We start from the raw sequence: 24715 nt of genomic DNA, 5'->3' as shown, positions 1-24715 counted from the left end.
ATTTTGAGCCCGCAAATATATAACTTTTAATTGATTACACCAGAGTTATCAACAAAAATATTTAGCGTTTTTTTGAGAGCTTTTTTAATGGGTTTTCTGAGTACTTTTTATAGCGTGCTCTATTTTTGAAAATTTGTATCGCCATAAAGACAGCTGCCTCAAAAGAACCGTGGTCTGCTTCGCCTTTACCCGCTATTTCAAAGGCGGTACCATGATCTGGTGAGGTTCTTACTTTACTGAGGCCTGCAGTATAATTTACCCCATGACCAAAAGACAACGTTTTAAAAGGGATGAGCCCTTGATCATGATAAGCGGCGATGATAGCATCAAAGTTTTTATAATTTTTTGAACCAAAAAAGCTATCTGCGGCATAAGGACCATATACCAATTGACCTTTGTCTCTTAATTTCTCTAAAGTTGGTTTTAAAACAAGATCATCTTCTTCCCCAATAACCCCATTGTCGCCCGCATGCGGATTAATTCCTAAAATAGCGATTTTGGGACGCTCAATCGTAAAATCTTGAATAAGGGATTGGTAAACTATTTTTATTTTTTCTGCAATGAGCCCAGGAGTAATTTGTTGAGGGGCATCCTTTACAGGAACATGGTCAGTAAGCAACCCTACCTTCAATGTATCTGTAACCATAAACATCAAACTTTGACCTCCTAGTTGTTCCGCCAAATAATTGGTGTGTCCTGGGAATTTAAAACGTTCAGATTGAATGTTATGTTTGTGTATGGGTGCTGTAACCAAAACATCAACATCTCCATTTTTTAAAGCATCGGTTGCTTTCTCTAAAGACAATACTGCATATTCGCCAATCTTAAGATCCTCTTCTCCAAAATTAATGGTAACGTTTTCTTTCCAAACATTCAAAACATTGATCTTACCATCAATCACTTGATTGATATGATTGATGCCGTGGTAGTTGATTGAACTATCAAAATGCTTCTTAAAAAAAGACATGGTTTTTATAGATGCAAAAATTACAGGGGTACAAAAATCGAGCATCCGGCTATCTTCAAAGGTCTTTATGATAATTTCTGCTCCTATGCCATTAAGATCTCCTATTGATATGCCTACTTTTATGTTTTTGTCCTTCTCCATTAGAATATTGTATGTAATTTTATACTTGCAAATTTAACCAATTATTCGACACTATGTTTACTGGGATTATTGAAGATTTAGGACAGGTCACTGAGCTCAAAAATGAAAAAGACAACCTTCATATAAGCATCAAAAGCGCCATCGCTTCTGAACTTAAAATTGATCAAAGTGTTGCTCATAACGGTGTTTGCCTTACGGTTGTTTCGCAGGTTGACGATTTGTATACCGTAACTGCCATAAAGGAAACACTAAACAAAACCAATCTAGGCCAACTCGAAACAGGTCATTTTGTAAACCTAGAACGTGCCATGAAACTAGGCGATCGACTGGACGGGCACATTGTGCAGGGCCACGTAGATCAAGTTGGCGTTTGTGAACATCTTTCCGAAGAAAACGGAAGTTGGAGCTACACCTTTAGTTACGACGATACTTTAGGAAACGTGACTATTGAAAAAGGCTCTGTAACCATAAATGGCGTGAGCTTAACAGTGGTTAATTCTGAAAAAAACAGATTTAGCGTGGCGATTATACCATATACCTATGAGCATACCAACTTCAAAAATCTAAAAAAGGGAACGATTGTGAACTTGGAATTTGATGTTTTAGGAAAGTACATCAAAAAACTTTACGAATCTCGATTATAATTTAAGAGTCAGATTTACCGAAACTTTTTTTGATACCATAACACAAACCTGCCACAATGCCAAGAAGGATCCCACCGTCAATAGGGGTTCCTGGTGGCGTTGGCGGACCTGGTGGTTCAGGAACTCCTTCACCTTGGGCAATGCATACAAAACTTATTAATACAAATAAGATTGAGGCAAACATTTTCTTGTTTTGTATTCTCATTATGGGGTAAATGTATAAAAAAAACGCAATCGGCAAAACAATTTCCCTCAAAATCCTCTTTAAAAAGCAAAAAAATCCGACAAATGGATAGTTTTTGCGTTATAAGACTTTAATTGTTTCGAAGTCAAATATATTGTTTTTTGTTTTAAAGAAATAAAATTATTCTAATTTTTCAGTTTAAATAATTGTTATCACGACGATTACAACATTATCTACGATAAAATGAATACTTAGGTTTTATTCATCTTATAAATAATCATTTCACCTATGCATGCTATCCAAAATTTCAATCACCTCAGCCTTTTTTCGAACAGAAACAGGTACGTTTTCACCGTTTTTAAGCATGAGATAGCCGCCATCTGTCTTTATAAACGCACTAATACACTTTATATTGACCAAATGGCTTTGGTGAACTCTCAAAAAGCCATAAGTTTTTAGCATATCGGCAAAATATTTTAAGGTCTTGGTCACAAAAACCATCTGTCCGTCATTAATATAGAACTTGGTATTATTACTGTCAGATTCACAACGTATGATATCTTCGAGACCCACAACAATGATTTTATCTAAGGTGTGCAAAGAAATCTTATCTGGCTTTTTTTCTGGTGCCACGAGTGTTTCCTTTAAAATCTCCAACCGCTCCTTAGACGGTTGCAACTGCTGAGTCGCGCGCTGTATGGCCTCTGATAATTCTTCATCTGAATACGGTTTCAATACATAATCAATGGCAGCAAATTTGAAGGCCTTTAATGCAAACTCATCGCTTGCGGTCACAAATATAATCTTAGAGTGAAGCTTCGGAAAAATCTCCAAGACGTCAAAGCCCGTCCCATCGCCGAGCATGACATCTAAAAACAGAATATCCGGCTCCTCTTTTCTAATCGCTTTTGCGGCTTCAACCACACTTTGAGCTGTATTTATAATCGTAAGATTTGGATGCTTGGACTCTAGCGTAGCTCTTAATAAATTGAGCGCATCTAAATTATCTTCGACTAATAGTGCTGTATGTTTCTTCATTTTATTATGGACTGCTTGTGTTTTGATAAGCTGGTTTTACGTGCTTATGATTTTCTTCTTTTTTAATACCTTAAAATCCCTCACCCTAAAGCGCTTCAATAATCTGTTTCTAAAGGAGTTTTAAAAAATACGCATGTTCCTTTCACTTTGCCGTCTGCTTTCAATTCTGCAATCTGTAAAGCATCTTTTCCAGAAATCGAGGCCAGACGCTCCTCGGTGACTTGCAAGGCCATGGATTGATGATCTGAAGCCGTTTTTGCTTTTTGTGATTCATAAATCCCTAATCCATTATCGGTAATGGTCACTTCAAGAAACGTTTCCGAAGTAGCAAAACAAATATCCAATTGCCCTTTTCTAGATCCTTTTAAAATACCATGCCGTATGGCATTTTCAACAAAAGGTTGAATAAGCATTGGCGGAATGTAAATCTCATCTGCTCCGTAATCACTCTCTAAAGACAGCTGAAACTCAAACGGCTTTTGAGACATCTGCTGTTCTAGTTCAATATAATGTTTAAGCGTGGCCATTTCTTCTTCTAAGCTAATTCTATCTTTTCTAGAATTGGCTAATGTGGCCCGTAGTAATGCCGCAAAACTATTTATTGTGGTATTCATGACCTCTGGTTTTGTAACGGCCATGGCCTTGATCCCATTAAGTACGTTAAACATAAAGTGCGGATTCATCTGCAACCGTAATGCTTTTTGTTCTAATTCCAACAAATGGTTCTCTATCTCGAGACGTTGCTGTGCGCTTTTGTTTCTTTGCTTTAGCCGTTTAATGTAAGTGGCTATTATTAAAAATACCACCAATAGAACTAAAGCAGCAGCTAACCATTGCACCCAAATCTTTTTGTAAAAAGGCCGTTCTATAAAAAATGAAAATTGCTTAACATCACTCTCTTGCCACCTAAAATTTCTAGACTGCACAGAGAACGTGTGTGCTCCATAGGCCAAGCCAGAAAAATCACTAGAACTCGAGGAGCTCCATGGGCTCCATTCTGTATTATTTAATGCCGTACGATATTCTATAATATCAGGGTGATCAAGATCTACAGATTTAAAACTAAAACTCACTTGATTTTGATTTGGCGAAAGCCGCAAAACCTTTTTACTATTGGTCCAAGCTTTTAAATCAATACTATCTACCGACTCATATGCTACTTTAACATCTTCAAAAAAGAGCTCGGGTTTTAAACTGTTACCAGTGTTTACTGAAGGTATAAACTCGGTAAGTCCATAAATAGTTCCAAACCAAAGATGTCCATTTTCATCTTTATCTACAGCGTTTAGCGTAGTTTCAATCCCAAGAAATCCGTCGTTTTTACCAAAGTGGAATACATCCAAAATCTCCTGATCAGGACTCAGTTCAATCTTGTCTACTCCTCGTTCTGTACCAGACCAAAGATAGCCCTCGTTGTCAAAAATAAGCTGAAAGCAATTCTCTGAAGTTAAGGGCTTAGACCCCTTAAGCTTTTTAAAATGAAGTTGATTCTCAAGCTTTGCCCACCAAATACCTTTGCCAGCAGTGCCCAAATAGATGGTGTTTTTATTGATGAGTAGAGTATTAATCGCAACCTCATCGTTCAAAACAAGGCCTAAGTCTGATACCGCATCGTCCTTAATACATCCCAAATGCCCATTTTGTGTGGCATACCATAATTGATTGTCATGAAAAAGGCTATGCGTTATCGCAAGGTCCTTGATCCCGTTTTCTTTTGAAAAAGTATTATAGATTTGAAGCCCTGATGTTGATGGCTGATATCCAAACTTTATAATCCCGCTAGAATAGGTTGTGGCCCAAACCGTATCTTGATCCGTTTGAAGACTTTTGATCCAGTCTTCTGGAAAGCCCGTTTTTTTGTTGATCTCATAATCAAAGCGGCTTGTGATGGGGATTTTAATTTTACTCAATTCATCAATTTTGCTCTTATCTATTAAAACGGTATCCTTAATTACAATTTCCCGCAGCCAAATACCATGACCCTCTGAACCAAACCACACACGACCTTGTGGACCACTTGTGATCGTTTTTATTTTTGCTGCGGAAAAAAATTCGGGTAGCTCTACCTTCTGGGCTCCTTTACCATCTAATTTTGACAGCCCGGTTCCACTTTGGGATACCCATTTTGTGTTGTCGTTTGAATGTATGGCATACACACGACTTCCGCTCAAACCCGATGAGGTGTCATAATGTTTGAAATTATTCTGAAAATATTTATAAAAACCTCCACCAGAAGTCGCTATCCAAATATTGGATTGCCGGTCTAAAAGTACTTTTTGCACATTTGAAACAGAGAGTCCTTGCACTGCGTTCACAACAAGTTCTGTTGTGTAAGACACCATATTTAAACGATGAATGCCATCATCGGCTGTCGCAATCCAAACGTCCTTATCATTTAGAGACAGCGCGTTAATTTTTAAGGATTCGAGAACAAGAATGGACTCTTCAAAATGATTCGGTTCAAAAATAAAAACACCCTCGCTCGCAGTAGCAGCTATTATTTTATCTTTATAATTGAGAAGCGCTACAAAATCATCCTCTACCAGTTCTTCAACTTCTGCAGCTTTAGCATTTAAATGTTTTGTTTTAAACAAGCCCTGACTAGAAGCAATCCAATAATAGGTGCCATCATAAATAAGATCCTTTATTTGAGAAGTATCTAAGCGATGATTCAATGATAACTTAACCGGTTTAACACCTTCGGAAATGTGATAAATCCCCTTTGCCGTTAAAATGAAAGTGATCTGCCTTATTTTTTTAATGGTATTAATTTGAGGCATTTCCGAAGAAAAAAATTGCTGTTTTACTTTTATGGAAAGACCGCGATTTGTACCTATAAATAAAGTGTCTTTAGATGCAAACAGCGCATTGACATAATTATTTTGAAGACCATTGGAGGTATTATAAATCTTAAAATTACTCCCATCAAAACGTGCCACACCACCACCTTGAGTTGCTACCCACAAATACCCGTTCTCATCTTGAACCATATCATAGACTTGGGATTGTGGCAATCCGTCTTCTATAGTAAATGCACGTAACTGCTGATTTTGGGTATGGCCTAAAAACACCGGCCCCAAAAAGAGCATGCATGACAGATATGTGATAATTGATTTCAAATTGAGTGGTGACTTGTATTTAAATTTTGATCTTGAGCCTACACTTGTTCACTTTACAATGCTATCATTTATAGGCTATGCAACTTACAATTTTGAACGGGATTTTTATGTGCAGAAGTATTCAGAATTTTAGCAAACCATGAAAAAGCGCCGCATTTCAAAAGAAACGCAGCGCTTCAACCAATAATCAACAACAATTAATCTTGGTCATCAAAACCACAATTGTAGGCATAGTTTGCTTTTTCAAATTCTGGTGTAGTCGCGGTCAATAAGCTGGAGATCTGTTCTAACTTATTGTTTTTGAACATGACATATTTGGCATTTGTAGTCACATCGCAGCTTTCGTCTTCACCAATACCCAGGCTAATGACCTCAACCCCATCTTGACCACTTTCGGCTTCTAATAAAGATACTCTTGAGTGGTTCAAACTGTCACATTTCACAAAAATCTTATCAATTTCTTCGCCATTCTTTACTGCTCTAATTTGGAAACGCTTGTAACCTTTATAGTCCATCCCTGCTTCACCAAATACAAATTTAACTTCTGGGTTTACTTGGCTCACCATCGTTTTCTGTGAGATGAGTCCGCCCCAGATCCAGCCAACCTGTGGTCCCATTTTAATTTTATACCATCTGCTTTTAACGCCGTTGATGGTTTGTGCGCTCTCACTTTTTGCTAAGAGCCTAACGTTGGTGCCAATACCTATGGTAGCTAATTGTTCACATTGTACCGAGGCGCAATCTCGCATGGCCACATCATCGGCCAATAAATACTGAGATGCTTTTGTGGCTGAATTGGTGTATACATCAAATTCAACTTCTTGTGCAAATACATTTGAAGCCATTAAGAGTATGGCAATGGCCAGGCAGCTTTTTACGATTTTTGACATCGTGATTGGGTTTTCGTTTTTTACTTGAGTGTGATTTAAAGTCGTCATGATATTTTGTTTTAAGAGTTACTATTATACTTTGTTTACTCAAAGATATAGCGCGCATGACCCTAAATTTAGACGGTTTTAGAATTCGTAGAGGATGGTTTAGAATTCGTGAATTGAAAAAGAAAACACCATCACATTCAGGTATATTTTAAAACAAAAACTATCCTTTGCTCAAAATGTCGGTCAAGGAAAAAGTCAGCTTTAGGCTTCAAACTGCTTTTAGATGCTTGGATTGCATTCCAATCTTATCGCGTGTTGATGACAAACTAATTTTGCCTCGATGTAACATCATTCCACCTAAAGATGATAGTTTGGCTTTTCTTCTTATTTTTATGTTTTTACAATCTGTCACAGAAACTAATAAAAGTTACTGTTCTCAAGGTGATTACGTATTCAATAATTTAAGCATGTCGAGACCATCCTATAAGCATTCAGAAGAAAATCAAACAACATCTAATTTTAAAGCAGATGTTTTAGTCAAAGATCAGTTCTTCGATTACATCCAAAAGCTGCAACAAACCATTACTTCAAAACTAGAGCAGGTTGACGGCAAGGCAAATTTCAAAGAAGATGTTTGGGAAAGACCAGAAGGTGGTGGAGGCAAATCTCGTGTTATAGAAAATGGTACCGTTTTTGAAAAGGGAGGCGTCAATATTTCTGCTGTTCACGGCGCTTTACCAGAAAGTATGCAAGCCTATTTTGGTGTTACCGATGCGCAGTTTTTTGCCTGCGGATTGAGCTTGGTGCTTCATCCAACAAACCCAATGGTGCCCACTGTACATGCCAATTGGCGCTATTTTGAAATGTATGATCAAGATGGGAAGATTGTAGACCAATGGTTTGGTGGCGGACAGGATTTAACACCTTATTACCTCTTTGAAGCAGATGCCAAACATTTTCATCAAGTATGTAAAACAGCCTGTGATCTCCATGATGGTGATTTTTACAAACACTACAAGGAAAAATGTGATCACTATTTCTACAATGCCCATCGTAATGAAGGACGAGGCATAGGAGGGTTGTTTTTTGATTACTGCAAGACCACCCCAAAAATGGGAATGCAAGATTGGTATAACTTCGTTACCGAAGTTGGAGACAGTTTCCTAGATGCCTACGTACCAATTGTAGAAAAACGCAAAGATTTATCTTATACTAAAGCACAAAGAGATTGGCAAGAAATACGCCGTGGCCGCTATGTAGAGTTCAACCTTGTACATGACAAAGGCACCCTTTTTGGCCTAAAGACAAATGGCCGCATCGAAAGTATTTTAATGAGCCTTCCTCCTCACGTGCAATGGGTTTATGATCACCGCCCAGAACCTGGCAGTGAAGAGGAAAAATTATTACAAGTACTAAAACATCCTGTAGCATGGGTCTGAGAAGCTCCATAGTTTTAATATTGCTTTCTGTTAACACCGTTTGGTCTCAAGAAAATCAGCCAAACACAAATACTTACATTCGTCAATTTGAAAATAAAATAACTACACGTCTCTTTTTAATAAATACTTCAAACGATTTCTATTTTGAGGATGATCAAGGTTTAGAAACTGTTTTTATCCCAAATAGTCGGGATTATCTTGGTGCTTCGATTGGTTATCGAAGTCTAGAAATTGCCTACAGTTTTTCTCCGAATTTTTTAGCGGAGAATAAAGATAATGCCGATTCCAAATTCTTCAATTTAAACTTTAGAATGTTTTTTGGGCGTTGGATGCAAAATCTTGATTACTATAAACAAAAGGGATTTACCGTGTCAATCGGTGATCAATCGAATTATTTAAAAGGCTTAGAAACCTTAAAGATTGGAGGCAGAACCTCTTTTATTTTTAACAGAAATTTTTCTTTTAGGGCTATTGGTGCACAAAATGAATGGCAGACCCGAAGCGCAGGAAGTTTTATCCCAAGATTGGCCTATTATTATACAAAATACAGGTTACAAGAATTGAATGAATCTGACAAAGCTTACACCATTAACGTCGCGCTGTCCCCTGGTTATTATTACAATTGGGCAATTACTGAGACTGTTTTAATCTCAGGAGGTCTTACTGCTGGAGCGGGTATAAATATAACTAAAGGGCTTGGTGAAGTAGATATCACATCGTTGCTTATCGAAAGTACCGCTAGGTTGGTCTTTAGCTACAACTCCAATACCTTTTTTGGGGGATTGACTGCCAATGCATCCATATTCGAACATGATATTGATTCTTCTACCATGTTGAGTGATGAGCTATTATTTGCAGAATTGTATATCGGTTACCGCTTTAAGGCTCCTAAATCTTTAGAAAGATTGGCCGATGCTATCAATAACAAGCTCGGGCTATAAAAATTCAATAGTTCTCATAAAGCCCTCAACTTTCCTACTCATTAGCCTTTATATTTAAGCTATTCTTATCAAGAAATGCAACATAACCCTTAACTTTGTGATTACAACAAAAACGATAGATTTATGTTTCCATTGAGAAGAAACCGTAGGTTAAGAACTAACGATGCCTTAAGACATTTAGTAAGAGAGACCCTAATTTCTCCAAATGATTTTTTGGTGCCTCTGTTTGTTGTTGAGGGCAAAAACGTCAAAGAGGAAATTGCCTCCATGCCCAACTACTTTCGCTTAAGTTTAGATTTACTAGAAGCCGAAGTCAAAACACTTTGGAAGCTAGGTTTAAAATCTGTACTTCTATTTGTTAAAGTGCCAGATGAGCTCAAGGATAACCAAGGAAAAGAGGCTTTAAACCCTAACGGACTTATGCAACGAGCCATAAAGACCGTTAAGAATGCTTGCCCTGACATGCTGGTGATGACAGATGTTGCACTAGACCCCTACTCCATGTATGGTCATGACGGCGTTATTGAAAACGGAAAAATCATAAATGATACTACCGCAACTGTTTTAGCTGAAATGAGCTTATCTCATGCACAGTCTGGAGCCGATTTTGTTGCACCAAGCGATATGATGGATGGGCGTGTTTTAACCATTAGAGAAATTTTGGAAAGTAACGGATTTACAGATACTGGTATTATGAGCTACTCTGCCAAATACGCTTCTTCATTTTATGGACCGTTTAGGGATGCCCTAGATTCTGCTCCAGCCGACGTTCAAAATATTCCTAAAAATAAAAACACTTATCAAATGGATTATGCCAACCGACTTGAGGCCATAAAGGAAACTCAAATGGACATTGATGAGGGCGCAGATATCGTCATGGTAAAACCAGGTTTATGCTATTTGGATATTGTTCGTGATATTAAAGAGGTGGTTGATGTTCCTGTAGCTGTTTACCAAGTATCCGGAGAGTATGCCATGTTAAAAGCTGCCGCAGAACGTGGATGGCTTAACCATGACGCCGTCATGCTAGAACAGGTTACAGCAATCAAACGTGCCGGTGCAAATATTATAGCATCCTACTTTGCTAAAGACGTGGCAATGTTACTCAATTCCTAATTATTTGAACTATTATAGTATTCTTTCTTAGCAATATTCTGATTACGATTCAAAATAAAATAACTATATTTAATTTCGTTTAATTAGATATAGTTATACTTTATTTTTGATTCAAATGGATGACATTGATTTTAAAATTATAGAACTGCTGCGTAAAAACGCACGAGAGTCGTTTGCTGCTATAGGAAAATCGGTTGATTTATCGGCCCCAGCCATAGGAAAACGCGTAAAAAACCTAGAGGACAAAGGCATCATTAAAGGCTATTCTTTAAAACTGAATCACGATAAGCTCGGCATTAATACGAGAGCCTATATCAATTTGAAGATTCACCAATCAAGCACCGTCAAAACAGCCTATAATCAAATTGTACATTTAAAGGAAGTGCAGCGCTGCGATCGTATTACGGGTTATGACAGCTTGTGTATTCTTGCTTTTTTTAAAAATAATAAAGAATTGATCACCTTTATAGAGCGCGTGTCACAATACGGCGTTCCAAATACCAGTATTATTCTAGAGAGCTAAAACTTTATCTTATTGTTGCAACACTGCTCAAGGGAGAACCTAATAATATTATTAACTTAGCCATCAAACACAAATCCATGGGCTTACTTATACTATACGCTTGCGTTTCAATCTTTTTCTCGTTTCTATGCTCTATTTTAGAAGCGGTATTATTAAGCGTAACACCTACCTTCATCAAGGTAAAGAAACAAGAAGGCAAACACTACGCGCTAGAATTGGAAGTGCTTAAAAAGGACGTTGATCGGCCGTTAATAGCTATCCTAACCCTCAACACTATTGCGCATACCGTTGGTGCCATTTTGGTTGGTGTACAAGCTAAAGTGGCCTATGCTGAAATCTATGGAACTGAGCAAACCACTGTTCTCGGTTTTGACTTTACAGTAGATATCATGGTTGGTGTGGTCTCAACAATAATGACTATTTTAATTCTAGTTGCTTCGGAAATCATCCCAAAAACCATTGGTGCCACCTACTGGAAACAACTCGCTAACTTTACCACCAAAGCGTTAAGAATTTTAATTTTTCCTTTAAGAATTACCGGCCTCCTTTGGCTTTTGCAGCTCACCACAAAACTAATTGGCGGTAGTGCTCACGGTAGTATTTTAAGTAGAGAAGGGTTTTTGGTCATGGCAGACATGGCCGAAGAGGAAGGTGTGTTTCAAGAAAATGAAAGCAAAATCATAAGAAACCTCCTTAACTTTAAGGAAGTATTTGCAAAAGACGTTATGACACCAAGAACGGTGATGAAGGCCGAAGATGAGAACACTACCGTACAAGATTTTTTTAATAAGAATATGAATCTTCGATTTTCAAGAATTCCTATTTATGCTGGCGATGCCGATGAAATTAAAGGACTTGTTTTAAAAGACGAAGTCTTTAAGGAAATGGCTTTGGATAACGGCGACAAAAAGCTCTCAGAAATTAAGAGACATATCATTGTTGTTGATCGCGAAATGCCCATCCCTTCGCTGTTTGATCAACTTGTAGAAACCAGAAATCATATGGCCTTAGTGGTTGACGAGTATGGATCTGTTAGTGGCTTGGTCACCATGGAAGATGTTATAGAAACGCTTCTGGGAATGGAAATTATGGATGAAAGCGATAACGTTTCAGATCTTCAACACATGGCAAGAAAAAGCTGGGAGTCTAGAGCTAGAAAGCTGGGGATCATTGATGCAATTCCTTCGGAAAAAGGAAAAGTTGAAAAATCGCCTGATGATAAAGATCCTAAGAATCAAAAGTAATGGAAACCTGTATCATCAAAACACCATTAGGCTATTCCAAAATTAGTGGTAACGATGATGGCATTACTGAAGTCACCTTATTAAATTTAGACCTTTCAGAAGATAAAAAATTAGAAAAAGAAACAGATGTTATTCCAGCCGTATTAGAAGATACCGTAATACAACTTCAGGAATATTTTGAAGGTGTTCGTAACACTTTTGATTTAAAATTAAACCCTCAAGGCACCGATTTTCAAAAATCTGTATGGCTTGAACTCGCACAAATTCCATTTGGAAAAACCTGTTCCTACCTTGAACTTTCCAAACGACTAGGAGATCCAAAGGCCATTAGAGCTGTAGCTAATGCCAACGCTAAAAATCCGATATGGATTATTACGCCCTGTCATCGGGTGATAGGCAGTGACGGAAGTTTAACCGGCTATGCTGGTGGTCTCCATCGAAAAAAATGGTTATTGGAGCATGAAAACCCTTACAAACAGCAGTCTCTATTTTGATGTAAAGTTTGACTTACAATTAAAGTGAGCACACATTGAGAATTCATCAATTTATAACATATTTTGATGATGTAAAAACATTGATTTTCAATTGGAAGCCTAAAAATAATATCTTAATTTTCTGGATTTATCCAATAATTGAATATTAAGTTATACGCTGCCAATCAAATCAATTAAAATGTCCCAAAACAAAAATAAAGACCTTTTTAATAAATCTAAATTTTACTACTCAGGCAAAATTAGAACGCTTTTAAATTTTAGTCTTATCCAGCAAAAATTTAAATTAACTATTCCAAAATACAGCAAAAAGAAACGCAATGCTAAAATCTATATCTTAGCCTTTGTATTTTATGGTAGCATGTTTTCGCAAAACCCATTATACACCAATATTTCGGTAAGTGATGTTGGCATTAACAACAATATAGGTAAAGCTAATACTAGCAGAAATATTGCAATTGATAACTCTGGAAATATTTATGTGGTTTTTACAGGTAGCGAAGGCACACGGGTTGCAAAAAGCACCAACAGAGGCGCAAGTTTTCTCCCAAGTATTTCAGTAACACCGTATAGCAGCGAACCTGAAATCGCAGTTAGTTCCCAAGGATATATTTTTGTTTCTTGGGTTGAAAACAATAATATAAAGCTTAGTAAAAGTGAAGATCAAGGCGTTACTTTCTCGCCAGAAATAACAGTTGGTACTGCAGATCCTTCAGAAGTCGCAATTGAGTTAATAGAAACGGTGCACATCGCTACTTACGGGTCTAATATTTATATTTCGGATAGATCAGGAGAAAATATTTATGTTAATACGGATAATGGTATTGGTTCTTTTTCTAATATAAACTTACCAAATTTTGCGTATTCAGATATTCTTACCGACCTAAATGGAACTATTTATGCTCCAAGAGATAATCCATCATTAGATTTATTTAAAAGTATAGATAATGGTGATAATTTTACACAAATAGATTTGAGTTCTTTAAATAATGTGTACTATTCAAGCTATACTTTAAGCGATGGACCCTGTGGCACATTCATATTTGTCGCAGGAAGTGGTTCTGATGGATATAAAATTGATGTCGCGGACGGTTCGGTCTCTCAGATAACATTTGGCAGTAACGATCTTACGTTTAATGCACGCACTCTTTTTGCTGATAGTCAAGGAACGATAATTGATGGGTATCAGAATCTTAATGGTGAATTGGTTATGAGCGTAAGCTTTAATCAAGGAGATACGTTTAACGCTCCGATTGTTATTGCCAATGGGGATAGCCATAATATTGACAGAAACACGGCATATAATGATGTTGTAACTGCTTATGCATCTAACGGTCAGATCTTTGTATCTGTATATGATGATGTATTAAAAAGCATAAATATCACCGCCCCAAACCCATCTATAGAACTTTGTAGTACTGAAGATTTCACTTTAAGCTTTGAACTTACTGGCATCTTCGATCCTAATACGAATTTTGCGGTAATACTTAGTGATTCAAGTGGTAGTTTTGAAAATAGTATAACTTTGGAAAATGTAGTTACAAATAGTGATACCACTATCACCTTATCCTTGCCGCTAGGATTACCTGCAAGCGACGATTATCGGCTTCTCGTTGAGTCCTTGGCCGATTGTACGCAGAGCCAACCCATATCAATTATTCTAGGAAATTTTGAATATACCGAGCCAATAGATTTATTTGGCTGTGCAGATAGTGTTGGTGTCGATTCATTTGATTTAAGTCAAAATACGTCCGTTGTACTCCAAAATCAGGCTGGCTACGACATTAGCTATCACATTTCTGAAAATGATGCTAATAATTTTTTAAATCCTATACCAAATATTGCAAATTATGAGAGCGGAACTTCCACAATTTGGATGCGAATACAAAATTCTGGAGCCGATTCTTGTTATATCGTTACTGATTTTGAGATTACGGTTTATGAATTACCTAACAATATTAACACGATTGCTCTTCAAGAATGTGATATAGATCAAAATCAAGATGGATTTACCATATTTAATCTTACAGAAGCAAATAGTTTAATTTCTGAACTCACCGATTATGACTATTCATACTTCACTTCATTATCTGATGCTGAAGAAGGATTACAAACTAACGAAATTACAGATCCTAATTCATACACTAACACAATCAGTGGTTCTGAAACCATATATATTAGAGTAGTTCCTTTAGATGCTACTACAACCGATTGTTTCCATGTGATTCCTTTAATTATTAGTGTGAATTCTTTATCAGATATATACATTGCAGATGAGTATGTTATTTGCTTGTCTAATAACGATATGGTAGTACCTGCAACAACTAATACGTTTTTACCAAAACCTCCAATAGATACTCAGCTAAGTAGTTCTGAATACGATTTTCAATGGTATAATGGCACAGAACAAGAGGTGCTAAACAATCCTAATTCCTTCTTAATTTCTGGAGAGATGAGTGCCTCGTACTATCCAATGGAGGCTGGTAACTATACCGTTTTAATAACAGATAAAGATACAAATTGCGTCTTTTCCAAAAGTACAATGGTTGTTGATTCTTATCCTCCCGAAAGTATTATGGTTGAACAAACTAGTGGTCTTTTTTTAGATAATACTATTTTAGAAGTATCAGTCATAGGAAACGGAGATTATGAATATCGCCTAGAAAATGGAGTATGGCAATCAAGTTCCATTTTTGAAAACGTATCTGGTGGGGAGCAAATCATTTATGTTAGGGATTTGTATAATTGTAACCTATTAATGGTCGCAAAAAGTATTATAGATTACCCCTTGTTTTTTACACCAAACGATGACGATAAAAACGACAGATGGAATATTCGAAATATAGCAGATTTACCAAACGCTAAAATATACATATTTGATCGTTACGGTAAATTATTAAAGGAATTGAGTGCCTTTGAAAACGGTTGGGATGGCATGTATAATGGAAATAAAATGCCTGTAAGTGATTACTGGTTTTCCGTCGAATATAACAAACCATCGGACGGCACAATGCGAATTTTTCGTTCCCATTTTACTTTAAAACGGTAATTTTTAGGAACCAAAAAATTCAAAATTGGCTAGTGGGTTTTTATTGAATTTTACTGTTTAACTGAAAACGAATAAATGAACACATTCCATCTTAAAATAATCAAGTTTTATTTCTTGTTTATTTATGCCTTGGTAGTTGAGTCCCGATATCGCAAATCATCGAAAACAACTTGCTATGAAAAGTTTATATTTACAGGATCTGAAATTTTGGACATCAAAAAGAACATTTAAATAAAAATAAATGTCCTGAAAACCGTATTTCTAGTTGACAAAGAAAAGAATATAACCGGCTACATTTAATGAAACTATTATGTTGCCGTTAAACAGTTTTGTAAAAACAAGTTCAAATTTTTAAAATCAAATAAATAAAGTATGAAATTCTTGAAAAGCCTTATAAAGTTTTTAATTGTTTTCTTTGCATTAACCATTGCCATATTATACATCACAGACACCGATTACCTTATCAAAGCTGTAAGAACTATTTATCTCAAAGGCCACTCTACAGCCTATTTAGAAGATTATAAAGAATTTGACAACCAACCCATTGAAGCCGGCTCAGCACAACCTTGGCCAAATCACACAAATTACAACAGCGTCGAGGCCACAGAAAAACTTCAAAAAGTCAATAAAGATTGGGGTACCATTGCGTATGTCATCATCAAGAATGATAGCATTTGGTTTGAAAGCTATTATGACGGTTTTGATGAAAACTCCAGATCCAACTCCTTTTCAATGGCAAAAAGCTATGTCTCTGCCTTATTGGGCAAGGCCATCATGCAAGGTCATATCAAAAATTTAGACCAACCCGTTTGTGATTTTTTGCCTGAGTTTTGCGAAGATAAAGCCTCAAAAATGACCGTAGGAGATCTGTCTTCCATGGCATCTGGCACCAATTGGGATGAAGCTTATTATTCGCCATTATCTATAACTACAAGAGCTTATTTTGACGATGATTTAGCCAAGGTGATCAATGGGCTTGAAGTTGTTGATGAACCCGGGCAACGTTTTAAATATGCTAGCGGAGATACACAAATGCTAGCCATGGTTATAGAAAAAGCTACTGGCAAAAAAATGTACGATTATCTAGAAGAGAGCTTTTGGAAGCCTCTAGGCAGTGAAAATGCAACACTTTGGCAAGTTGATAGCGAATCTCACGACCTGGTCAAGGCCTACTGTTGTATTGCTAGTAATGCTAAAGATTTTGCACGGATGGGTAAACTCTATAAAGATTATGGCCAATGGGATGGTGAGCAACTTCTAGACTCTACCTTTATTGCCACCTCTATTAAGCCTCGCTTTCCTGATAGTCCAGAATACGGCTATGGCTGGTGGTTAGACAGACAAGGAGATAAAGATTTTTTTATGATGCGCGGTCATCTCGGTCAATACGTTATTGTTGAGCCCAATGACAACATCATCATTGTGAGATTAGGACATCACAAATCACCAGATGAGGGAGTTGGCGCTTTTACCAAGGACATTTCGGTATATATTGAAGAAGCTTATAAGATGTTAGAAAACAATTAAATTTTCTAATCTTTAGTTTCGCAAGAGCTAAAAATAATAGCTTCGGAACTAAATTTTTTTTTGTAATTTGTTCTTATGTAATTACTTATACCCAAGTGTACTTGTCAATTAAAAATTGCGCATGATCTCAAAACTCAACTTAGAAAACATTCTTTTTCTCGATATTGAGACGGTTCCTGAAACGGAACACTTCTCTGAGTTGGATACGACCAAGCAAGAACTTTGGTCTCACAAATCACAATACCAAAGACGAGATGAATATACTGCTGAAGAATTTTACGATAGGGCTGGGATTTGGGCCGAATTTGGCAAAATTGTATGCATTTCAGTAGGCTACTTTAAAATGGAAGGTGACGTTCGTAAATTTAGGGTGACCTCCTTCTTTGGTGATGAAGTTAAAATCCTGAAAGATTTCAAGAATTTGATTACAACCCATTTTAGCGAGAACAGGCATTTGCTTTGCGCGCACAATGGCAAGGAGTTTGATTTTCCATACATTGCAAGGCGAATGATCATTCACCATATCGAACTACCATACAAACTAAATCTCTTTGGCAAGAAACCTTGGGAAGTTCCTCATCTAGATACCTTAGAGCTTTGGAAGTTTGGCGATTATAAAACCTACACCTCGTTAAAGTTATTGACTAATGTTTTAGGTATTCCGTCCCCAAAAGATGATATTGATGGTAGTGAGGTTTATCGTGTGTATTATCAAGAAAAGGAAGTAGACCGTATTATTGTCTATTGCGAAAAAGATACCATTGCTGTGGCACAGATTTTCTTAAGATTACGAGGCGATGCGCTTTTACATGATAATGAAATCATACACGTATAGTTCAAATCCTATCCTTTTATCCAAAATTCTTTAAATCGTAACTTCTCTAACACCGCTTCACATTTCAGATAAAACCATAAAAAAGACCCAAACATAACGCTTGGGTCTTTTCAGTTTTAAAATGAATGGGGTTTACTCTTTGATAAACTTCTTCGATACTTTTTCGTTACCGTTGAAAACTTCAATAAAATACATTCCCGTTTCTAATTGAGACACATCTACGCCATAAGCGCTTGATACTCCTTTTGACACTTGCTGACCTAGCATATTTATAATAGTGTAAGAAAGATTCTCACTGTTAGAAGTCACAAATAATCTTGAATTCACGGGGTTTGGATAAATGCTAACCTCTAAGCCTAAAGCGCTTACCACAGCACCTGCTTCTAATCTCGCAGTACCACAAGCACCCAAATTAACCCATCCAGTGCTGGTGCGCTCGTAAAGTGATCCTTGAAAAGTGACTTGCTGACCAACACTATACGCTTGGTTGCTATTATATGCAGGAACTCCAGCACATTTATCGGCAGATCCATTAGTCAAACTTATGGCATCAACCGCCATATCACCTTGCCATGTCGTTCCTGTCGTTCCGTCAAAACGCAATTGAATAGAGCCATTGGCATAGGCTGATAAATCTACACTAGCGTCTAACCAAGCATTACCTTGATTTCCTGTTCTCGTCCAAACGGTCGTCCAAGACGAACCATTATTGGTGCTCACTGCCAATTTCAAATTGCCCATAGTATTTGCACCATACATATGATATTTAAAATTGAAGGTCGCTTGACTCTGGCCTGTTAAATTAAAACATGGCGAATTTAGAATCGCACGCTTTGTAGAATAGTTGGGCGCTGAAGATTCCATAAAAATATATTGAGATCCTGCAGCAGCACTAGTTGGCCCTGTACTTCCAGAAGGTGTTGCTCCTGATTGTCTCGTCCAGTTAAAATCGTCACCAGTGCTTTGCGTCCAAGCTCCAAAGTTACTTTCAAAATCTTCTGAATAAGGAAAGGATGAAATTGCTCCTGTACATCCTGATGGCGGTGTAGTTGAACCTTTTGTAATAGTTACGGTATAATCTTCTACCTCTCCATAGCCAAAGGTTTCACAAGACGTTGGTACGCCATTATATTTCATAGAAACTCGCAAACGTTTATCCCCATTTGCTACACTTGAAGGCACTGTAAAAGTACCGCTCGCGGGCGTTGCTGTAGAAGATGCTTTAGAGAAAATCTGTTCTCCGGCATCATTAAAGTCACCATCATCGTTATAATCTATCCATGCAGCATAACCTTCAGAATAAGTAGAACCAGTCCAGGTTGGAGTTATGGTCAATGTATAGCTTGAACCTTTGCTCAAATCTGTAGAAACACTTGTAAAATTAGAATACAATTGCGCGCCAGAAGCATTATTAATGCTACCTACCTGCACTCTTGAAATGTATTCATCATTCACACTATCACCTTGTGAACTGCAATATTGGTTTCCTGTTTGGCAAGGTGAACAAGAACCTCCACAATCTACACCAGTTTCATTTCCATTTTGAATACCATCGTTACAGGTTGGTTGTGCTACTGCACCACATTTGTCTGACAATGCCAAACTACGTCTTACACCTCCTGCTGCTAAAACGGCACGCATTCTATTTTTTTGACCAGTGGTAAATAAGTTCATACAAGAGTCATTGGTATAATCCATATAATTTTGAACCATATCTGTAGACCCACAAGAGACTTGACCTATTGGGCAACCTCCATTAGAAGTTTGATGAGTTGGGGTATCACTTACAAAATCATTACCACAATTGGCATCACCCCAAATATGACGAAGGTTGAAAAAGTGACCCACTTCATGCGTGGTTGTTCTCCCACCATCAAATGGCGCAGATACATTGCCCACGCGACCAAAGTAATTGTAAGCCATCACCACTCCATCTGTAGCGGCGCTCCCTCCTGGAAATTGCGCATAGCCCAAAATGGTATTGCCTTGCGGGTTTAACATTTGTGGTACAATCCACATATTAAGATACTGGCTCGTATCCCATGGATTAACGCCTCCGGTCGACGTGCGTTTCATATCATCTGAAGTACCCCAATTTTGCCTGGTAGTTGATTTTCTGGTAACTCCTGTAGTGGCATTTCCGTTAGGATCAACAGTAACCAAGCAGAATTCAATTTCAGAATCTGCGGCTTGAGACCAAACGTTATCTGCATCTGGATTGGTACGTCTAAAATCTTCATTTAAAACATCTAATTGAGACTGAATTTGAGCCAAACTGATGTTTTCGGTACTGTTTCTATACAACACATGTACCACGACAGGGATGGTAATAATACTGCCATCAATCCTGCTGGATTGCATCTCTTGAATTTTGTTCTGTGTAAAGATTTCAATCTCCTGCATTCGCTGCTCTAAATTAGGATCATTTTGTGCTCTTTGCTCAAGGTTTTCCATAGTTGCACAATGACGTTCTTGGGAGAAACCAAAAGACATCACTAGCAAAAATAGGATTGATAATGTAAAGGTGTTTTTCATGATAAAAAGTTGTTTTGCTATTAATAATTTTGCTGAAAGTATTAAAATTATGTTAATATATACGATTAACTATAACGTTTTAGTTGTCCTGCATTCAATATTTTTTTGGTTACGGTTTTACCACATCCCTTTTGAAGAAATTGACTACATTTAGCTATGCAAAGACCAAAATTGTTAGACGTAAAAAACCTCTCGATCGCTTTTTCTTCGGAAGGTGCTGAAAAGGAAATCATACATCATATGTCTTATGATCTCTTCGGAAATGAGATTCTGGGTATTGTTGGAGAATCTGGTTCGGGCAAATCGGTATCTTCCTTAGCCGTTTTAGGATTATTGCCAAAAGGCATCTCAAAAATTACATCTGGGGAAATTTTATTTCAAGCTCAGGACCTTACCCAACTAAACAACAAACAGTTTCAAGACATAAGAGGCAAAGAAATTGCAATGATTTTTCAAGAACCCATGAGCTCTCTCAACCCGTCAATGACCTGTGGCGCTCAAGTTCTGGAAATCTTATTGCAACACACTAAGATGTCAAAAGCAGACGCCAAAACCGAAGTGCTTTCCCTGTTTGAAAAGGTGAAATTGCCATTACCAAATCGCGTCTACAAGGTATATCCTCATGAAATTTCTGGCGGACAAAAGCAACGTGTCATGATTGCTATGGCAATTGCCTGTAAACCTAAAATATTAATCGCCGATGAGCCCACAACAGCATTGGACGTTACTGTTCAAAAAGAGATCATCCTGTTACTAAAACAGCTGCAAGCAGAAGAAGGGATGAGTATCATGTTCATTTCCCATGACTTGTCTTTAGTTTCAGAAATTGCAGACCGTATTTTGGTGATGTATAAAGGAGAAATAGTAGAGCAAGGACCAGTTGCTCAAATTTTTAAGTCGCCCAAAAATCTATATACAAAAGCACTTATCAATTCAAAGCCTTCTATGGAAACGCGATTGCAACAGTTGCCTACCATAGATGACTTTATGAAAGACAACATCAACTTAAGTACGGTTTCTTCAGAAGAACGCAAAGCACATCACGATAAACTCTACCAACAAGCGCCGCTTCTCGAGGTAGTTCATCTCGAAAAAGAATATAGCTCAAGATCAGGTTGGTTCTCAAAGCCTGAACGGTTTAAAGCCGTCAACGACGTATCATTTAAATTATATAAAGGAGAGACCTTAGGTTTGGTAGGCGAATCAGGCTGTGGAAAATCAACGCTTTCTAACGCCATTTTACAACTAGACAAAGCTACCGCAGGTCAAATTTTTTACAAAGGAGCAGATATTACCACATTCTCAAAATCTAAAATACGCTATCTCAGAAAAGACATTCAAGTGATCTTTCAAGATCCTTATGCCTCTTTAAATCCGCGTCTTTCTGTAGGCCCTGCTATTTTAGAGCCAATGAAAGTACATGGTATTGGAGATAATAATAGTGATAGAAAGGAAAAAGTGTTGTCTTTATTAGAAAAAGTAGGGCTGGACCAAAGCGTTTATGACCGTTACCCGCATGAGTTTTCTGGCGGACAAAGACAGCGTATAGGCATTGCTAGGGCTATTGCTCTAGAGCCAGAATTAATTATATGCGATGAGTCTGTATCTGCTTTAGACATTTCGGTGCAAGCACAAGTACTCAATCTACTTAATGATCTAAAGACTAATTTTGGATTTACTTACATATTTATTTCACACGATTTAGCTGTGGTGAAATACATGTCTGATCAATTGATTGTAATGAATCAAGGCAAAATCGAAGAAATGGATGATGCCGATGCTATATATGACCATCCTAAAGAAGCATATACCAAAAAATTGATTCATGCTATCCCAAAAGGGTTATAGCATGAATACTTTTTTTGTTAACGCCAATATACTTTTAAGTAAACTTAGCGTGTTATGAAAACCAGAAAGCATCTTGTTTTCAAAATAAGTAGGTTCTTTGGCAGAGTTTGGGACAAAAAAGTTCATAAGCTTGGGGTTTATGAGAGTTAATAAAAAAGTAGGTTAAGCTTTTTAATAGATTTGGGGCAAAAAAGTTCATTGTTTTAATGTCTAATTTAGATTCGGGGCAAAATCATTTTGTTAAACATTCTATTCTTTCAATTTGGTTTAACAAATATATAACATCATTTCGGTATTTCGGTTGAAATACACTAAAAATCGATAAAATGCATTATTTTTTAACACTCAGAGATATTTCTTACAATTTTGAGAAAAGTATGTTTACAAGATAACCTCCTAAATAACAAATGTTTAAAACCTCTTATGCGCTTTAAAAGGATACTGACCACAATCACCATTTATACAGCGTGTTATCGCTAACGACTAAACTTGAAGAAGGAGAAGAAGGAAAGAAATAAAAACTATGGAATATCTGTTACCGCTAATTTATTCTGGCCGCAACACGTTATTTTTCTCAAATTCAAATTTCTTATTAATTTGAAGTTTGAGGTTTCTAAAGGCGATAAGAAGTTCTTCGATACCGTTTAGTTTCTCTTGTTTTGTACTAGTACTCAAATGCATGAGACTATTTAACTTGCGCAATTTGGTATCTAACGCGGTAATTCTGGCAGAAATCTCTTTAGTGTTTAACCGTACTGGCATCTCTGATCTAAACTCTGAGGTAAAGGTTCTCATCAGCTCTCGTTCTTTTTCAAAAAAACTGAGATCGGCGCGCTTTAAGAAGTCAATTTGCGTATTTAGATCTTTATATTTTTGCCAATCATTCACCGCTTTTTGCGAATCGGCACTTAACTCATAATCGATGTATTTAATAGCTTCTACGTCTTTTTGACTAATAGTTCTGGCATCAATTTCTTCTTGGGTTTCTACCTCTATTTGATGTGATCCCTCATCTTTACACCCTGTCAATACAAGAAAACCAATTAAAATTACAAACGTTTTTAAGCCCGACATCATGATTATAATATTTACGGTAAATATAGACAATGCCAATAAATACCTTAAGCCCTTAACAAAAAAATAGGGCGCACTCCTTTTCAAAGCGCGCATATTCTCACTACTTTTGGGGCAGTATTTAAAACACATAATATGGCCAAAATTCTTATCATAGGTGCCGGCGGTCAAATAGGCTCAGAGCTCACTATAAAATTAAGAGACCTTTATGGTAAAGACAATGTTATTGCAAGCGATATCAACTACCAAAATTCAGAAGTTGTTAATTCTGGACTATTTGAAATTGTAGATGCACAAGATTATGCATCTGTAAAAATCTGTGTAGATAAGCATAAAATAGATACCATTTATTTATTAGCGGCCATGCTAAGCGCCACTGGAGAGAAGTATCCTATGAAAGCCTGGGACTTAAACATGAATTCCTTATTTCATGTTCTTAATCTTGCCAAAGATGGAATTATAAAACACGTGTTTTGGCCATCAAGTATAGCGGTTTTTGGAGACACAACACCAAGAACAGACACCCCTCAACATACCTCCATGGAGCCTTCTACGGTGTACGGCATTACCAAACAAGTTGGGGAGCGCTGGTGCGAATACTATCATGATAAATACGGTGTAGACGTCAGAAGTTTACGCTATCCAGGGATTATTAGTTGGAAAACGATGCCTGGTGGAGGCACTACAGATTATGCTGTGGAGATCTTTCATCAAGCCATACTTGATCAAAGCTATGAGAGCTTCTTGTCTAAAGATACAGAACTCCCTATGATTTTTATGGATGATGCTATAGATGCCACCGTAAAAATCATGCAAGCACCAGCAGACACCGTAAAAATAAGATCCTCTTATAATTTAGCGGCCATTAGTTTTACTCCAGAGATGCTTTCCGAAATTATAAAAAGACACATTCCTGAATTTAAGATGTTTTACCGTCCAGATTTTAGACAGGATATTGCAGACAGCTGGCCAAAGTCAATAGACGACTCTGCCGCTAGAAACGATTGGGGTTGGAGCCACTCATTCGATTTAGAAGCCATCGCAAAAGAAATGCTTACGCAATTGGGCGAAAAATATAAAGACACAAAAAAAAGATAAATAAAGTGATGACATTTTAGAATT

General features: G+C 37.1%; 19 protein-coding genes. 12 read left to right on the top strand and 7 right to left on the bottom strand.

All coding sequences use genetic code 11. The annotated features are described in order from the left end of the window. Positions 1–61: 61 nt before the first annotated feature. Positions 62–1108, bottom strand: a complete 1047-nt coding sequence (pdxA, locus tag P176_RS0109520) for a 4-hydroxythreonine-4-phosphate dehydrogenase PdxA (protein WP_026754489.1) — start codon at positions 1106–1108, stop codon at positions 62–64. A gap of 53 nt (positions 1109–1161) precedes the next feature. Between pdxA and P176_RS0109515 the strand changes: the two genes are divergently transcribed. Further along, positions 1162–1752, top strand: coding sequence for a riboflavin synthase (locus P176_RS0109515; protein ID WP_026754488.1), 591 nt, complete (start codon positions 1162–1164; stop codon positions 1750–1752). A gap of 1 nt (position 1753) precedes the next feature. Here P176_RS0109515 and P176_RS20555 read toward each other — a convergent pair whose 3' ends face one another. From P176_RS20555 to P176_RS0109490, 4 genes are all read right to left on the bottom strand, one after another. Then, positions 1754–1936 carry a PID-CTERM protein-sorting domain-containing protein gene (locus tag P176_RS20555; protein ID WP_231481229.1) on the bottom strand — a complete coding sequence of 61 codons (183 nt, stop codon included), beginning with the start codon at positions 1934–1936 and terminating at the stop codon, positions 1754–1756. Positions 1937–2218: 282 nt separating this feature from the next. Beyond that, entirely contained in the window at positions 2219–2974 is a 756-nt protein-coding gene (locus P176_RS0109505) for a LytTR family DNA-binding domain-containing protein (protein WP_026754486.1), read from the bottom strand. Positions 2975–3069: 95 nt separating this feature from the next. Then, positions 3070–6093 carry a two-component regulator propeller domain-containing protein gene (locus P176_RS0109500; protein ID WP_156033012.1) on the bottom strand — a complete coding sequence of 1008 codons (3024 nt, stop codon included), beginning with the start codon at positions 6091–6093 and terminating at the stop codon, positions 3070–3072. Between the two features lie 197 nt (positions 6094–6290). Further along, positions 6291–7031, bottom strand: a complete 741-nt coding sequence (locus P176_RS0109490) for a hypothetical protein (RefSeq protein ID WP_026754484.1) — start codon at positions 7029–7031, stop codon at positions 6291–6293. 407 nt (positions 7032–7438) lie between these two features. Here P176_RS0109490 and hemF point away from each other — a divergent pair, with 407 nt between their 5' ends. The 9 genes from hemF to P176_RS0109445 all read left to right on the top strand — a co-directional run bounded on the left by hemF (position 7439) and on the right by P176_RS0109445 (position 18136). Beyond that, positions 7439–8410, top strand: coding sequence for an oxygen-dependent coproporphyrinogen oxidase (hemF, locus tag P176_RS0109485; protein WP_081820758.1), 972 nt, complete (start codon positions 7439–7441; stop codon positions 8408–8410). Then, the gene (locus P176_RS0109480) at positions 8401–9351 is read left to right on the top strand and encodes a DUF4421 family protein (protein WP_081820699.1); all 951 of its coding nucleotides are present in this window, start codon (positions 8401–8403) and stop codon (positions 9349–9351) included. Before hemF ends, P176_RS0109480 begins: the two co-directional genes overlap by 10 nt. 123 nt (positions 9352–9474) lie before the next feature. Then, positions 9475–10467: a porphobilinogen synthase gene (gene hemB / locus P176_RS0109475; RefSeq protein WP_026754481.1), complete on the top strand. Its 993-nt coding sequence runs from the start codon at positions 9475–9477 to the stop codon at positions 10465–10467. Positions 10468–10582: 115 nt separating this feature from the next. Further along, complete coding sequence (locus tag P176_RS19220) at positions 10583–10990, top strand: Lrp/AsnC family transcriptional regulator (RefSeq protein WP_037348878.1); 408 nt, start codon at positions 10583–10585, stop codon at positions 10988–10990. Positions 10991–11067: 77 nt separating this feature from the next. Then, positions 11068–12234 carry a CNNM domain-containing protein gene (locus P176_RS19215; RefSeq protein ID WP_051605446.1) on the top strand — a complete coding sequence of 389 codons (1167 nt, stop codon included), beginning with the start codon at positions 11068–11070 and terminating at the stop codon, positions 12232–12234. Then, positions 12234–12728 carry a methylated-DNA--[protein]-cysteine S-methyltransferase gene (locus P176_RS0109460; RefSeq protein ID WP_026754480.1) on the top strand — a complete coding sequence of 165 codons (495 nt, stop codon included), beginning with the start codon at positions 12234–12236 and terminating at the stop codon, positions 12726–12728. Before P176_RS19215 ends, P176_RS0109460 begins: the two co-directional genes overlap by 1 nt. A gap of 178 nt (positions 12729–12906) precedes the next feature. After that, a complete protein-coding gene (locus P176_RS0109455; protein ID WP_026754479.1) occupies positions 12907–15774 on the top strand; it encodes a T9SS type B sorting domain-containing protein in 2868 nt (955 codons plus the stop codon). A 372-nt stretch (positions 15775–16146) separates the two neighbouring features. Further along, the gene (locus tag P176_RS0109450) at positions 16147–17301 is read left to right on the top strand and encodes a serine hydrolase (protein WP_026754478.1); all 1155 of its coding nucleotides are present in this window, start codon (positions 16147–16149) and stop codon (positions 17299–17301) included. A gap of 121 nt (positions 17302–17422) precedes the next feature. Then, positions 17423–18136 (top strand): 3'-5' exonuclease, encoded by a 714-nt coding sequence (locus P176_RS0109445; protein ID WP_026754477.1) that lies wholly within the window; start codon positions 17423–17425, stop codon positions 18134–18136. A gap of 132 nt (positions 18137–18268) precedes the next feature. Here the strand turns inward: P176_RS0109445 and P176_RS19210 are convergent, their stop codons facing one another. After that, complete coding sequence (locus P176_RS19210; RefSeq protein WP_037348875.1) at positions 18269–20671, bottom strand: GEVED domain-containing protein; 2403 nt, start codon at positions 20669–20671, stop codon at positions 18269–18271. 156 nt (positions 20672–20827) lie between these two features. Here P176_RS19210 and P176_RS0109435 point away from each other — a divergent pair, with 156 nt between their 5' ends. Continuing rightward, positions 20828–22519, top strand: a complete 1692-nt coding sequence (locus P176_RS0109435) for an ABC transporter ATP-binding protein (protein WP_026754476.1) — start codon at positions 20828–20830, stop codon at positions 22517–22519. Between the two features lie 546 nt (positions 22520–23065). Here P176_RS0109435 and P176_RS0109425 read toward each other — a convergent pair. Next, positions 23066–23596, bottom strand: coding sequence for a hypothetical protein (locus tag P176_RS0109425; RefSeq protein ID WP_156033010.1), 531 nt, complete (start codon positions 23594–23596; stop codon positions 23066–23068). A gap of 132 nt (positions 23597–23728) precedes the next feature. Between P176_RS0109425 and P176_RS0109420 the strand changes: the two genes are divergently transcribed. Then, positions 23729–24691, top strand: coding sequence for an NAD-dependent epimerase/dehydratase family protein (locus P176_RS0109420; protein WP_026754474.1), 963 nt, complete (start codon positions 23729–23731; stop codon positions 24689–24691). Positions 24692–24715: the final 24 nt, after the last annotated feature.

It is taken from the genome of Sediminibacter sp. Hel_I_10 (genome assembly GCF_000688335.1).
Lineage (GTDB): Bacteria > Bacteroidota > Bacteroidia > Flavobacteriales > Flavobacteriaceae > Psychroserpens.
The sequence above is the reverse complement of the archived record's forward strand: the minus strand, read 5'-3'. Positions and strand labels throughout refer to the sequence as shown.

What these genes read in the sequence shown, in the direction of transcription:
- pdxA (WP_026754489.1), bottom strand. Translation starts at nt 1,108, where the DNA reads ATGGAGAAGGACAAAAACATAAAAGTAGGCATATCAATAGGAGATCTT.
- P176_RS0109515 (WP_026754488.1), top strand. Translation starts at nt 1,162, where the DNA reads ATGTTTACTGGGATTATTGAAGATTTAGGACAGGTCACTGAGCTCAAA.
- P176_RS20555 (WP_231481229.1), bottom strand. Translation starts at nt 1,936, where the DNA reads ATGTTTGCCTCAATCTTATTTGTATTAATAAGTTTTGTATGCATTGCC.
- P176_RS0109505 (WP_026754486.1), bottom strand. Translation starts at nt 2,974, where the DNA reads ATGAAGAAACATACAGCACTATTAGTCGAAGATAATTTAGATGCGCTC.
- P176_RS0109490 (WP_026754484.1), bottom strand. Translation starts at nt 7,031, where the DNA reads ATGACGACTTTAAATCACACTCAAGTAAAAAACGAAAACCCAATCACG.
- hemF (WP_081820758.1), top strand. Translation starts at nt 7,439, where the DNA reads ATGTCGAGACCATCCTATAAGCATTCAGAAGAAAATCAAACAACATCT.
- P176_RS0109480 (WP_081820699.1), top strand. Translation starts at nt 8,401, where the DNA reads ATGGGTCTGAGAAGCTCCATAGTTTTAATATTGCTTTCTGTTAACACC.
- hemB (WP_026754481.1), top strand. Translation starts at nt 9,475, where the DNA reads ATGTTTCCATTGAGAAGAAACCGTAGGTTAAGAACTAACGATGCCTTA.
- P176_RS19220 (WP_037348878.1), top strand. Translation starts at nt 10,583, where the DNA reads ATGGATGACATTGATTTTAAAATTATAGAACTGCTGCGTAAAAACGCA.
- P176_RS19215 (WP_051605446.1), top strand. Translation starts at nt 11,068, where the DNA reads ATGGGCTTACTTATACTATACGCTTGCGTTTCAATCTTTTTCTCGTTT.
- P176_RS0109460 (WP_026754480.1), top strand. Translation starts at nt 12,234, where the DNA reads ATGGAAACCTGTATCATCAAAACACCATTAGGCTATTCCAAAATTAGT.
- P176_RS0109455 (WP_026754479.1), top strand. Translation starts at nt 12,907, where the DNA reads ATGTCCCAAAACAAAAATAAAGACCTTTTTAATAAATCTAAATTTTAC.
- P176_RS0109450 (WP_026754478.1), top strand. Translation starts at nt 16,147, where the DNA reads ATGAAATTCTTGAAAAGCCTTATAAAGTTTTTAATTGTTTTCTTTGCA.
- P176_RS0109445 (WP_026754477.1), top strand. Translation starts at nt 17,423, where the DNA reads ATGATCTCAAAACTCAACTTAGAAAACATTCTTTTTCTCGATATTGAG.
- P176_RS19210 (WP_037348875.1), bottom strand. Translation starts at nt 20,671, where the DNA reads ATGAAAAACACCTTTACATTATCAATCCTATTTTTGCTAGTGATGTCT.
- P176_RS0109435 (WP_026754476.1), top strand. Translation starts at nt 20,828, where the DNA reads ATGCAAAGACCAAAATTGTTAGACGTAAAAAACCTCTCGATCGCTTTT.
- P176_RS0109425 (WP_156033010.1), bottom strand. Translation starts at nt 23,596, where the DNA reads ATGATGTCGGGCTTAAAAACGTTTGTAATTTTAATTGGTTTTCTTGTA.
- P176_RS0109420 (WP_026754474.1), top strand. Translation starts at nt 23,729, where the DNA reads ATGGCCAAAATTCTTATCATAGGTGCCGGCGGTCAAATAGGCTCAGAG.